The organism is Pseudomonas sp. NPDC089407 (assembly GCF_044900445.1).
Taxonomy (GTDB): Bacteria; Pseudomonadota; Gammaproteobacteria; order Pseudomonadales; family Pseudomonadaceae; genus Aquipseudomonas.
On sequence record NZ_JBJDNB010000054.1, the window covers coordinates 17,597 to 30,681 of the forward strand.

Below are 13,085 nucleotides of genomic sequence, written 5' to 3' on the forward strand. Positions count from 1 at the left end.
TACAAGGGATCGCGCAGCTCAGGTAATCATTTCATGTTCCCAACACCCGCTCAGCCTCCTCCAGCTGACGCCCACGCGCCGTCGCCACCCGGTGATCCCGCGCCAGCCAGGCATAGATCGTCGGCAACACGAACAAAGTAAACATCGTCCCCACCAGCATCCCGCACACAATCACCACCCCCAGCCCGAACCGGCTGCTGGCCCCGGCGCCACTGGCGAACAGCAGCGGCAGCACGCCGAAGGTCATCGCCGCGGTGGTCATCAGCACCGGCCGCAGACGAATCTGCGCAGCGCGGACGATGGCCGTCGCCCGGTCGAGGTTGTCGCGCAGCTGGATCTCATTGGCGAACTCGACCATCAGGATGCCGTGCTTGCTGATCAGGCCGATCAGTGTCACCAGGCCGATCTGTGTGTAGATGTTCAGCGTGGCCCAGCCCAGCGCCAGCGGCAGCAGCGCACCACAGATCGACAACGGCACGGTCACCAGGATGATCAGCGGGTCGACCAGGCTTTCGTACTGCGCCGCCAGCACCAGGTAGATCACCACCAGCGCGGCGAGAAACGCCCACATCAGGGCAAAGCCCTCCTGCACATACTGGCGTGATTCCGATTGCCAGTCGTGGCTGAAACCCGGCGGCAGTTCGGCTGTGAGCTGCTCCAGGAATGCCACGGCATTGCCCATCGACACACCCGGCGCCGGGATCGCCTGCAAGGTACTGGCGTTCTGTTGGTCGAACTGCAACAGCCGGTTGGGCGCTACTTCGATATCCAGGTGCACCACAGTCGCCAGCGGTACCAGGGTGCCATCCTCGGCACGCACGTACTGGCGGTTAAGCGCGGCCGGGGTCAGGCGCTGGTCCTCGACACTCTGCGGGATCACGTCGTAGGAACGCCCGAACAAGGCAAAGCGGTTGAGGTACTGTTCGCCCACCAGCACACCCAATGACTCGCCGATGGCCTGCATGCTGATGCCCAGGCTCGCCGCCTTGGCCCGGTCGACACGTACCTTGACCACCGGGTTGTTGTAGTCGAGGTCGCTGTCCACCACGGCAAACAGGCCGCTGTCACGGGCACGTTGCTTGAGCACTTCCATGGTCTGGTACAGCTCTGGGTAATCCTGCGCACTGCTCAGCACCATCTGCACCGGCAGGCCACCACTGGAGCCCGGTAGCGACGCCACCTGGAAGGCGAAGATGCTGCTGCCTTCAATATCCGCCACGGCCTGCTGCAATTGCGCCTGTACCTGGGCGGCAGAGCGCTCGCGCGCCTGCCAGGCACTGAGGTTGATACCGCCGAAACTGGCGGCCGGGCCGTCGGTGCCGTTGATGATCCAGGTGTCGGTGGTTTCGTCGATGGCCTTCATCACCCGGTCCAGCTTCAGGGCAAAGCGCTCGACGTAATCCAGGCTGGCATGCTGCGGCGACTTGATTGCCGTCAGCACCGCCGCCTGGTCCTCGGGCGGGGCCAGCTCGCGCTGGGGCAGCAGGTACAGCCAGGGCAGGCTCAGGCACACCAGTAGCGCCACGCCGCCACTGATCCAGCGATGCGCCAGGGTGTAGCCCAGCACCCGCGCATAGGCCCCGGTCAGGGCGCCGAACACGCGGTCGGCCAGCCTGGCCATGGCGCCGTGCTGCTGGCCGGCTTGCAGCAGCAGCGAGCTCATCACCGGCGACAAGGTCAGCGCGACAATGCCAGACACGATCACTGCCCCCGCCAGGGTCAGGGCAAACTCGCGGAACAGCGTGCCGGTCAGCCCGCCCATCAGCCCGATCGGTGCATATACCGCAGCCAGGGTGAGGGTCATGGCAATCACCGGCCCGGCAATTTCCCTCGCACCGGCCAATGCCGCCGCGACCGGCGACCTCCCCTCTTCGATATGACGGTGCACGTTCTCCACCACCACGATGGCATCGTCCACCACCAGGCCGATGGCCAACACCATCGCCAGCAGGGTTAGCAGGTTGAGGCTGAAGCCGAACAGCAGCATCAAGCCCGCCGCACCCAGCATCGACAGCGGGATGGCAACCACCGCAATCACCACGCTGCGCAGCGAACCCAGGCACAGCCAGATCACCAGCACCACGATCAGCATTGCCTCCACCAGGGTGCGCAGCACCTCGTGGATCGAGGCATCGATGAAGCGCGCGGTCTCATAGGCCAGGGCCACAGTCACGCCAGGTGGCAAGGTCTGCTGGATCTGCGGCAGCAACTGGCGAATGCCTTCGACGATCACCAACGGGTTGCCGGTCGGCGTGGGGAACAGCCCCAGATGCACGGCGGGCTTACCGTCCATGGTGGCGCTGGTCTGGGTGGCCGCCGCGCTCAGCTCGACGGTGCCGACATCGCGCAGGCGCACCAGGTCGGTGCCATCGTTGCGGATGATCAGTTCACGGAAGTCTTCGACCCGGCTCAGGTCGGTGTCTACCTGGATATCGGCCAGCACGTACTGCCCGCGCACCTGGCCCGGCGTTGCCTGGTAGTTGTTGGCTCGCACCGCCTGCGCCACGTCGGCAGCGGTCACCCCACGCCCGGCCATCTGCTCGCTGTTCAGCCACAGGCGCATGGCCAGCCGCTGGCCACCGAACGACTGCACCTTGGCCACGCCATCGATGCCGGAGAACTGCGGCTCCACTACCCGCGACAGGTAATCGCTCAGTTCCGGTATCGACAGGCTGTGGCTGGCAAAGCCCACGTAGGCCACGGCAGTCGAATCACCGGCCGACAGCTCCACCACCGGGTCGTAGGCTTTTTCCGGCAGGCGATAACGCACCTGGTTGACCTTGGCCATTGTTTCGGCCAGCGCCTGGGTCGAATCGCGGTTGAGCACCATGCGCAAGGTGATCAGGCTGCGCCCCTGCTGCGACGACGAGGACAGGTAATCGATACCCTCGACCGATGACACCGCCTGGGTGATCGGCTGGGTGACGAAGCCCTGCATCAGCTCGGCGGAGGCGCCGGGGTACTCGGTGCTGATGGTGATGGTGGAGCTTTCCAGTAGCGGGTACTGGCGGATCGGCAGTTTGCCCATGGCAAACAGCCCCAGCAGGATGATCAGGCTGCTGACCACCAGCGCCAGCACCGGGCGGCGCACGAAGAGGTCGGTAAACTTCACGGCTGCAGCCCTCCCAGGTTGGCCTGCAGGCTGTCCTGCGCCACCGGCTCGACCGGCATGCCATCGCTCAGTTTCAGCTGGCCGGACACCACCACCCGGTCACCCGGTGCCAGGCCGGAAGTCACCTCCACTCGCCCTTGCCAGCGCTCACCGGTAGTGACCCGCACTCGGCCGACCCGTGTGCCATGCTGCGCATCCTGGGTCGCCACGAACACCGTCTGCCCGTAGGCGGTGTAGGTAATTGCCGTTTCCGGCACGGCCAGCACAGTCGACGGCTGCGCCGCGTCCAGGCGCACACCGGCATACATGCCCGGCTGCAATTGCCCGCCCGGGTTCGCCAAAGCGGCCTGCACCTGCACCAGGCGCGCCTTGCTGACTACCGGGTCGACGGCCACTACCCGTGCCTCGAAGCGCTCCCCGCGTACAGCGTCCACACTTAACGCCAACACCTGGCCGAGGTGCACTTCGGGAGCAGCCTGCTCGCCCAGGGCGAAATTGACGTGCAACTGGCTGATGTCGGCCAGGCTGACGATGGTTTCGCCTGCGGCCAGGTACTGGCCCTGATGCACCCGACGGATGCCGAGTTTGCCGGTAAACGGCGCGCGGATGGCCTTCTGCGCGATCAGCGCCTCGACATGCTGCAGTTCACCGCTGGCCACGTCAGCCGCGGTGGCGGCGTTGTCCAGCAGCTCCTGCGACACCGCATTCATCGCTCGCAGTTTGCGGCTGCGCTGCAAGATCACCTCGGCGTTGCGCAGCCTGGCCCGCAGTTGTACGCGCAAGGCCTGCTCCGGGGCATCGTTGAGTTGCACCAGCAACTGCCCGGCCGTAACCGCTTGCCCCGACTCAAAGGCAATGCGGGTGATACGCCCCGCCGCCTCGGCCGCCACCTGCACCTGGTTGACCGCCTCCAGCTCACCCGACGCAAAGCTCTGTCGCGCCAACTGCACCTGCTCGGCCGTGGCCAACGCCACCTTGGTCGCCGGCCATGCCGCGGCAACCGGCGGTGCCGAACCGCTGCCCATCAGCGCGTAGCCTACGGCCAGCACACCGGCAACAGCGCCAGCCCAGGCCAGTAACGTCCGTTTGTTCATGCACTGCTCCGATCATCAGGGAAAGCGGTTGCGGGGAAGATCGGGCAGGACTATAAGAGCTCAACTTAACTTGAGGTCAACAGGCATGGCAGCGGACAACACGCGAATGCTTACGGTGGGTGAAGTGGCCAAACGCAGCGGCGTGGCGGTGTCTGCGCTGCACTTCTACGAGGCCAAGGGGTTGATCGCCAGTGTGCGTACGGCAGGTAACCAGCGCCGCTATCCCTCGCTGGTGCTGCGCACACTGGCGATCATCAAGGTGGCGCAGCGCACCGGTATACCGCTGGAGGAGATTCGCCAGGCGTTCAGCCGCTATGCGCCCAACAGCAAGCTGACCGCGGCGCAATGGGGCGAGATGTCCACGGCCTGGCGTGAAGACCTCAATGTGCGTATTCGCACCCTGGAGGCACTGCGCGACAGCCTGGACAACTGCATTGGTTGCGGTTGCCTGTCGTTGCAAGACTGCCCGCTGCGCAACCCCGAGGATGTGCTGGCCAAGGAAGGTACCGGGGCGCGGATTCTGGAGAAAAAGGCCCGCTAGCAGGTCCCAGCAAGACATCGCTTGGAACCAATCCGCCACCACCACCCCCTAACCCTGTGCTGTTAACCCATTGTCGTTCACAGGAAGGGAAAGACCATCATGAAGCGCGAACAAATTGAAGGTGTTGCCGAGAACATTGCAGGCAAAGCACAGAGCGCCGTAGGCCGCCTGGTCGAAGACCCAGCCCTGGAAGCTGAAGGTGACGGCCGTCAGGCTGCCGGCCAGTTGACCAAGACTTATGGTGACGCGCTGGACACTGTCTCTACCTTCGTCAAGGAAAAACCGTTCGCTGCGCTGGCCATAAGTGCGGCGCTGACGCTGGTGGTTTCTCGTCTGTTAAGGCGCTGATACGGGTTCTCCCCGCCATTAGCAGCGCCTGTTCGATCGAGCGCCGCCCGCGCGGCGCTTCGCGGCACAAGGCCGCTCCCACATCTGTTTCGGGCCAGTTAATCCTGCCTCCCGCGCACTCGCGCCTGGGTGCATGGCTGGAGACTGATGAAGCCCCAGAATTTGAGCTAACCGCATGATTTGCAAGGGCCGCTTTGCGGCCCTATCGCGACGCAAGGCCGCACAGGGCATCGCGATCAGCTTTCCTTGCCCAGCATGTACTGCTCAAAATGCTCGATATGCTCGTCCAGGTTATCCTCGAGCATCATCCGGTACTGCTCGCAGAAGTACTTCAAGATCTCCTCCCGCGCAGCCCCCAGTTCCGCGCCGCTCTTGAAGCTGCGGGCGCTCATCCAGGCGCTGAAACGTGCGGCACCGAAGGTCAGCGAGGCGCTTACCTTGCCCAGGTCTTCAAACTTTTCGATCTGCTGGTTGGCCAGCTCAATGTGCGCATCGGCGCGGTCGTAAAAAGCCTGGTCGGTTGCTTGGGTCATTGCAATTCACCTTGTTGCGGGATGCGAGCGGGAGGCCAAGCCTTGCATGTCGCGGCGCATACGTGCAAGGCTGAAAAAGGATCACCCATGACGAAAAAGGAAGCAAACCACCTCATGACCGGAATCACACGTATCCATCGCTATTTGCGCCCACTGCCTGCAAAACCGACTGCAGCCAGTGGGCGTGACCTCAAGGCCAAACGTACCGCCCGCCTCGCTTCAAAGCTCGCCAACCTGCTGTGTACCCCCCGCTCCGCCCCGCCTTACCTGTGCGTCACCCCCGAGCGCCCCCCTGTCGACCGTGTGCCCCCTACCTGACTGCCACCGCTGCAGCTCACACACCGTACTCGCCTGCTGAAGGCGGGATGACTGACGCTAGTACAAGGGGCAACAACCCATGCTTTTCTTTCACGGTAAACGCATCTTCAGCGCCATCTTCGATATGGATGGCACCCTGTTCGACACCGAGCGCCTGCGCTTCAAGACCCTGAAACAGGCCTCGCTGGAAATCTTCGGCAAGCCACTGGGCGAGCACACGCTGATCGGCTCGCTGGGCCTGAGCGCGAAAAAAGCCGAAGCCCTGGCCAAGGCCCACAACGGTGAAGACTTCCCCTACGCCGAGATCCGCCAGCGTGCGGATGAACTTGAGCTGGAGTACGTGCGCAACCACGGCGTACCGATCAAGGCCGGCCTGCTGGAGGTGTTGGAACGCCTGCGCAAGTCGGGCCTGACCATGGCCGTGGCCACCTCCAGCCGCCGCGCCATCGCCGAGGAATACCTGATCAACGCCAATGTGCTGAAGTACTTCGACATCACCGTGTGCGGCGATGAAGTCAGCCAGGGCAAACCCCACCCGGAAATCTTCCTGAAGGCCGCCCGCGCGCTCAATTGCGCGCCAGACCAGTGCTTCATGGTCGAAGACTCGGAAAACGGCATGCTCTCGGCCATGCGCGCCGAGGGCCAGGCGATCCTGATCGAAGACATCAAGCCGCCCGCTGCCCAGATCAAGGCCGGTGCGCTCAAGGCCTATCGCAGCATGCCGGAATTCCTCGCCGACCTGAGCGAATGCGTGCCCGATCTGGGCATGCCGACGCTGAGCGAGCCGTTCCCGGCCTCGTTGAACCAGTTCCGCGTGGGCATTCACGGGTTCGGCGCCATTGGCGGCGGTTACCTGACCCAGGTATTGGCCCATTGGGACGGTTACACCCGGCCTTGCGAAATCATCGCTGCGACCCGCTCGCGCATGCTGCGCGAAAGCGTCAGCGCCTTTGGCCGCTACAGCGTGCGCTACGGTGCCACCTCGTTCGACCAGACCATCGACAACGTGCGCATGATCGACCTGGACGACGATGCCGCCGTAATCAACATGTACACCGCTGCCGAAGTCATCGGCCTGAGCCTGCCTGAGCAGGCCATCAGGGGCCAGGCCAAGGTGATTGCCCAGGGGCTGCTGCAACGCTTCGAACGCCGCGGCCGCGAACTGACCTTGCTGATCGTGTTGAACAAGGTTGGCGGTGGTGCATTCGTGCGCAGGCATGTGCAAGCCGAGCTGGCGTTACTGTGCCCGCCAGCCATCTGCGAGCAGGTGCTGGACAAGACCCACTTCGCCGAAACGGTGGTCAGCCGCATCGTCTCCAAGCTGAGCAATGACGCGCTGGTGCGGCAACTGCGCATCAAGTCGCAGATGTTCCAGAACAGCCTGGAAGACGAACCCGCCGCCACCCGCAAGGCGTCGGCGCCGCTGGCCGAATACGAACGGTTGCTCGGCCATTTCAAACCCTTTGCGCAGCCCACCAACGCCATGAGCCAGTTGCACCTGGTGCTGTTCAACAGCGAAGCCGACATGCCGCTGTACGTGGAGCGCGGCAGCGACCTGCTCGAACGGTTGCGCCAGGTGAAGACGGTGCCAGACATTGCCCAGATCCAGGTCATCAAGAACCGCCTGTGGAACGGCCCGCACGCCATCGTCGCCTGGTACGCCAGCTTGCTGGGGCATGCCTGGGTTGGCCAGGGCATGGGCGATGCCCGCGTGAGTGCGCTGGCCGAGCGGCTGATTCGCCAGGAAGTGGCGCCGGCGCTGGTGGCCGAGTACCCGCAAATGGCCGAGGTGGTCAGCCGCTTTGCCGAGGCGTTTCTTGAACGCTGCAAAACCTCGTTCAAGGACCCGTGCGCCCGCGTCGGCCGTGACCCGCTGCGCAAGCTGCAACGCAACGAACGCATCCTCAGCAGCATCGAGCTTGCCCGCAAGCATGGCATTGAAACCCCGGCCCTGGCCTTCGGTGCGGCCCTGGCGATTCACCATGCACTGCGCTGCAAAGATGACAAAAACCTGGAAGCCCAGGCGATCAGGCAGGTGTACCGGGACAACGATGACAGTGTCGAAGCGGTGCTGACCCATGGCGGCACCTGCAATGGCAAACGCTTTCCCGGGCTGGATCCGGTCAATGACGCACAACTGATCAGCGCCATTGCCACGGCGTTCCAGCAGTATCCGCAAATGGCATCGGTAACCCGATTCGACAATCTTTGCATCGGCGCATAAGGCAGCGCCTTGTTCGGCTAGATGCTCGCAGCGCCTATGCGATCGAGCGCCGCCCTGGTGTTTGCCAAAAAATTTTAGGTGCCTGTCAGATCGAGCGCCGCCCGCGCGGCGCTTCGCGGCACAAGGCCGCTCCCACATCTGTTTCGGGCCAATTATTCCTGTGAGATCACCTCTGTCCGCCTTGTTTGTTCCATTCGATCTTCAAGGTGTGGCTACTTCCTATCGATTTCCAGCCATGTATCCAGGGTGCCTTTTGTGTCACCACTCACTTGAATAAGACACAAAGTGTCATTAAGATCACCGTGTGTCCTGACGACCTCCACCGTCGCTCAGCAACCTATCACCCGTCCCCTGCAGGTACCGCCGATGACGACCACCATGCACATTCCCAAGGACCAACTGGTCAAGCTCGCCCAGCAGCAGATGCTGACAGCACTGGCCGACAACACCTACAGCGCCCGGCAAAAACTCGCGCTCACCTGCCGCATCCTGTTCGACGGCGGCCACGACTCCGGCCTGGCCGGGCAAATCACCGCCCGTGCGCAGGAACCCGGCACCTACTACACCCAGCAGCTGGGCCTGGGCTTTGACGAAATCACTGCCTCCAACCTGCTGGTGGTGGACGAAGACCTCACCGTGCTGCAAGGCCGCGGCATGGCCAACCCGGCCAACCGTTTCCACAGCTGGCTGTACCGCGCCCGCCCCGACGTCAACTGCATCATCCACACCCACCCGCTGCACAGCGCTGCCTTGTCGATGCTGCAAGTGCCACTGGCGATCTCGCACATGGACCTGTGCCCGCTGTTCGACGACTGCGCGTTCCTCAAGGCGTGGCCAGGCGTGCCGGTGGGCAATGAAGAAGGCGAAATCATCTCGAAGGCGATCGGCGACAAGCGGGCCATCCTGCTTTCCCACCACGGGCTGCTGATCGCCGGCCGTTCGATCGAGGAGGCCTGCGTGCTCGCCCTGCTGTTCGAGCGGGCAGCAAAGATGCAGCTGCTGGCCATGGGCGCCGGTGATATCCGCCCGATCCCCGAGGCGCTGGGCAAAGAGGCCCACGACTGGATCTCCACCCCTAAACGTCATGGCGCCGCATTCAGCTACTACGCGCGCCGTGCCTTGCCTGCCCACGGCGACTGCCTGGGCTGATTGAAGCTGTACTCTTTCCTTAACTACGGCAGAGGTGCCAGGTCATGTCTACACCTGTAATTCGCGGCGTTATCGGCTACACCATCACTCCCTTCACGGCAGACGGCACGCTCGACCTGGATGCCCTGGGCACGTCCATCGACAGCCTGATCGATGGCGGCGTGCACGCCATCGCGCCACTGGGCAGCACCGGCGAAGGGGCCTACCTGTCCGACAGCGAGTGGGAAAGCGTGGTGCGCTTCAGCCAGGCCCGCATTGCCGGGCGCGTGCCCAGCGTGGTCAGCGTCTCCGACCTGACCACCGCACGCACCGTGCAGCGTGCACGTCTGGCCCAGGCGTGCGGGGCTACGGCGGTGATGGTGTTGCCCATTTCGTACTGGAAACTCACCGAGGCCGAGGTGGTCGCCCACTACAAGGCCGTCGGTGCCGCCATCGACATTCCGATCATGCTCTACAACAACCCGGGCACCAGCGGCACCGACCTGTCGGTGGAGCTGATCCTGCGCATCCTTGGCGAGGTGCCCAATGTGACCATGGTCAAGGAAAGCACCGGCGACATTCAGCGCATGCACCGCCTGTTCACGGCCACCGATGGCCAGGTGGCGTTTTACAACGGCTGCAACCCGCTGAGCCTGGAAGCCCTGGTGGCAGGCGCCACCGGCTGGTGCACCGCAGCGCCCAACCTGATCCCGGCCCTGAACCTGGCGCTGTGGGACGCCGTGCAACAAGGCCAGCTGGCCGAAGCCCGCACGCTGTTCTATCGCCAGTACGAGCTGCTGGAATACATCACCCGCCGTGGCCTGCCCACCACCATCAAGGCCGGCCTGAAACTGCTCGGCCAGGATGTCGGCGCGCCACGCCTGCCATTGCAGGCGCTGGACGCGCAAGGCAGCGACTACCTGAAGAGCCTGCTGACCGAACTGGCCAACTGACCCTCAACCGCGCAGCCGCTCCCATGGAACAAATCGTAATTCTTTGTTCTGACGCGGCCTCTGTGGGAGCCGCGCTTGCCGGCGATGGGCTGCGAAGCAGCCCCAATACAGGCGACACCCTTCTGACCGATTGTGAGTAGCTCGAGACTTTGGGGCTGCTACGCAGCCCATCGCCGCCAAGCACGGCTCCCACACAACTACCCGAGGCAATCATGGACGCGCCTATTCAAAGCGCTTCAACTCCGCTACGCCTGACAGACATTCTCCACCCCGTAATAGCCGGAATCGTTTCGGTCATCGTCAACTACGGCGGTACCTTCATCCTGGTGTTCCAGGCAGCCAAGGTGGCCGGGCTGAGCCCGGAGCTGACCTCATCGTGGGTGTGGGCCGTATCGATCGGCGTCGGTCTCAGCGGCCTGGCGCTGTCCTGGTACAGCCGCGAGCCGGTGATCACAGCCTGGTCCACGCCAGCCGCCGCGTTCCTGGTCACCGCCCTGGCCAATGTACCTTACAGTGACGCCATCGGTGCGTATGTGCTGTCGGCCGCCGGTTTCGTGGTGCTGGGGCTGACCGGCTGCTTCGAGCGCCTGGTGCGGCTGTTGCCTGGCGGCATCGCTGCCGGGCTGCTGGCGGGCATCCTGTTGCAGTTCGGCATCGGTGCCTTTGCCAGCCTGTCGCTCGACCCCGCCCTGGCCGGCTTGCTGATTGCCGCCTATGTGGCCTTCAAACGCTTCACCGCGCGCTACGCCGTGGTCGGCATTCTGCTGCTGGGCCTGGGCTACCTGCTGCTGCAGGGCCAGGTGGGCCTGAACGGGGTCACGCTGGCGCTCGCCTCACCCGTATTCACCGCCCCCACCTTTTCCCTCAATGCAGCCCTGAGCGTGGCCCTGCCGTTGTTCCTGATCACCCTCACCGGCCAATACATGCCCGGCATGCTGGTGCTGCGCAACGACGGCTTCAAGACCAGCGCCAACCCGATTGTCGCGGTCACCGGTCTGGGGTCGTTGCTGATGGCGCCATTCGGCTCACACGCCTTCAACATCGCGGCCATCACGGCGGCCATCTGCACCGGCAAGGAAGCCCATGAAGATCCGGGCAAGCGTTGGGTAGCTGGGATCGCTGCCGGCGTCTGCTACATCCTCGTGGGGGTGTTCGGGGTCACCCTGGCCAGTGTATTCATGGCCCTGCCGGCCACTTTCATCACCACCCTGGCCGGCCTTGCCCTGCTAGGCACCATCGGCGCCAGCCTGGCCAGCGCGATGGCCGATGCCCGTTCGCGCGAAGCAGCGCTGATCACCTTTCTGGCAGCCGCGGCCAATATCAGTCTGTTCGGCATTGGCGGGGCGTTCTGGGGCCTGGTCATCGGCCTGCTGGCCCATGCCGCATTGAATGGTCGCCTCCCCGCGTTTCGCCGCAGCGCCCGCTAGGCGGGCATCCCATTACCTCGCCGTGCGCCACAGGCGCGCACGCTGTTTACAGGTACCGTCATGCGCCACGCTGGCCCCAAGCTGCTGACCCAAATTGCTGCCGTGCACTTCGTCAGCCATGTGCACATCATGCTGATCCCGGCGCTGCTGCCGGTGCTTCCCGGCCTGCTGGGGGTAGGCTTCATCGAGCTCGGCGTGGCCCTGGCGGTGTTCAACATCATCTCTGCCCTGGTGCAGGCCCCGCTGGGTTATGCCGTCGACCACTATGGTGCGCGGCGAGTGCTCAAGGCCGGGCTGCTGCTGGGCAGCCTCAGTTTCCTGCTGCTGGCGGCCAGCCCCGGCTATGCGCTGTTGCTGGTGACCATGGCCCTGGCCGGCCTGGCCAATGGCGTGTATCACCCGGCAGACTATGCGCTGCTGGCCAAGGGCATCGAGCCAGGCCGGCTGGGGCGGTCGTTCTCCCTTCATACTTTCGCCGGTTTTCTCGGCTCGGCGGTTACCCCGGCCATATTCCTTGGTATCGCTGCTGTGCTGGGCACACGGGCAGCCCTGGCGGCGGGCGCGGTATTCGGGGCTGCTGCACTACTGTTGATATCGATACCGGGCAGTGGCGTGTACCGGGTCGCAGAGGTGGGTAATAAAGGCTGTGCCGGCCCGGTCCCGGCAACCGGCCGTGTACGCTTGTTCACACCCATGATCGGCGTGCTGACCGTGTTGTTCATATTGCTCAACCTGAGCACCAGTGCCATCGAGAAGTTCTCCGTTGCAGCACTCGTACAAGGCCAAGGCCTGACCTTGACCTGGGCCAACACCGGGCTTACTGCCTTCTTGCTGTGTAGCGCTGCGGGCGTGCTGTGTGGCGGCGCGCTGGCTGACCGTACCCGGCGCCATGGCCTGGTGGCGGCAATGGCTTTTGCCTTGGCCGCCGCGCTGACCGCGCTGGTGGCCCTGGGCGTGCTTTGGGACTGGGCATTGGTGGGGGTACTGGGCGCCATCGGCTTGCTGACCGGGATCATCGCCCCCTCGCGGGACATGCTGGTCAAGGCGGCAGCACCGCCAGGCGCCGAGGGCAAGACCTTCGGGCTGGTCTCGACCGGGTTCAACATCGGCGGCGCCATCGGGCCGGTGGTGTTCGGCTGGCTGCTCGACCGAGGGCTGCCCAGCGGGGTTTTCGTGGCTTCGGTGGTGTTCATGGTGTTGACGGTGGGGCTGACATTGGCGCAGGAGGTTTTTATGGCCCGAAAAGGAAGGGGGGCGCTGCGGTACCAGCGGTGATCTGGTTTCGGCCACCAAGTGTTCGCCGCAACATTTTTAGCGCCTGTGAGATCGAGCGCCGCCCGCGCGGCGCTTCGCGGGGCAAGCCCTAATGCCGGTCAGTTAAGCAATTTGGGGCCGCGTTGCGGCCCA

The 13,085-nt window shown here is 64.2% G+C and carries 10 protein-coding genes; 7 read left to right on the forward strand and 3 right to left on the reverse strand.

Features of this window, described 5'->3' with window-relative positions:
* Positions 1-31: 31 nt before the first annotated feature.
* Positions 32-3,112, reverse strand: coding sequence for a MexW/MexI family multidrug efflux RND transporter permease subunit (locus tag ACI2KG_RS28055; RefSeq protein WP_404664128.1), 3,081 nt, complete (start codon positions 3,110-3,112; stop codon positions 32-34).
* Complete coding sequence (locus ACI2KG_RS28060; protein ID WP_404664129.1) at positions 3,109-4,206, reverse strand: efflux RND transporter periplasmic adaptor subunit; 1,098 nt, start codon at positions 4,204-4,206, stop codon at positions 3,109-3,111. The genes ACI2KG_RS28055 and ACI2KG_RS28060 overlap by 4 nt, the downstream gene beginning before the upstream one ends.
* An 85-nt stretch (positions 4,207-4,291) precedes the next feature.
* On the opposite strand from ACI2KG_RS28060, the gene soxR reads away from it, so the two are divergent.
* Positions 4,292-4,747, forward strand: coding sequence for a redox-sensitive transcriptional activator SoxR (gene soxR, locus ACI2KG_RS28065; RefSeq protein ID WP_404664130.1), 456 nt, complete (start codon positions 4,292-4,294; stop codon positions 4,745-4,747).
* A 99-nt stretch (positions 4,748-4,846) separates the two neighbouring features.
* Complete coding sequence (locus tag ACI2KG_RS28070; RefSeq protein WP_404664131.1) at positions 4,847-5,095, forward strand: CsbD family protein; 249 nt, start codon at positions 4,847-4,849, stop codon at positions 5,093-5,095.
* A 236-nt stretch (positions 5,096-5,331) separates the two neighbouring features.
* On the opposite strand, the gene ACI2KG_RS28075 is transcribed toward ACI2KG_RS28070, so the two are convergent.
* Positions 5,332-5,628, reverse strand: a complete 297-nt coding sequence (locus tag ACI2KG_RS28075) for a DUF3144 domain-containing protein (protein ID WP_404664132.1) — start codon at positions 5,626-5,628, stop codon at positions 5,332-5,334.
* A gap of 397 nt (positions 5,629-6,025) precedes the next feature.
* Between ACI2KG_RS28075 and mtlD the strand changes: the two genes are divergently transcribed.
* The 5 genes from mtlD (at position 6,026) to ACI2KG_RS28100 (ending at position 12,953) form a co-directional block, all read left to right on the forward strand.
* The gene (gene mtlD, locus ACI2KG_RS28080) at positions 6,026-8,170 is read left to right on the forward strand and encodes a bifunctional mannitol-1-phosphate dehydrogenase/phosphatase (RefSeq protein WP_404664133.1); all 2,145 of its coding nucleotides are present in this window, start codon (positions 6,026-6,028) and stop codon (positions 8,168-8,170) included.
* Between the two features lie 366 nt (positions 8,171-8,536).
* A complete protein-coding gene (locus ACI2KG_RS28085; protein ID WP_404664134.1) occupies positions 8,537-9,319 on the forward strand; it encodes an aldolase in 783 nt (260 codons plus the stop codon).
* Between the two features lie 44 nt (positions 9,320-9,363).
* The gene (locus ACI2KG_RS28090; RefSeq protein WP_404664135.1) at positions 9,364-10,251 is read left to right on the forward strand and encodes a dihydrodipicolinate synthase family protein; all 888 of its coding nucleotides are present in this window, start codon (positions 9,364-9,366) and stop codon (positions 10,249-10,251) included.
* A 212-nt stretch (positions 10,252-10,463) separates the two neighbouring features.
* On the forward strand, positions 10,464-11,678 hold the full coding sequence (locus tag ACI2KG_RS28095) for a benzoate/H(+) symporter BenE family transporter (RefSeq protein WP_404664136.1): 1,215 nt from the start codon (positions 10,464-10,466) through the stop codon (positions 11,676-11,678).
* Positions 11,679-11,738: 60 nt separating this feature from the next.
* A complete protein-coding gene (locus tag ACI2KG_RS28100) occupies positions 11,739-12,953 on the forward strand; it encodes an MFS transporter (RefSeq protein ID WP_404664137.1) in 1,215 nt (404 codons plus the stop codon).
* Positions 12,954-13,085 lie beyond the last annotated feature (132 nt).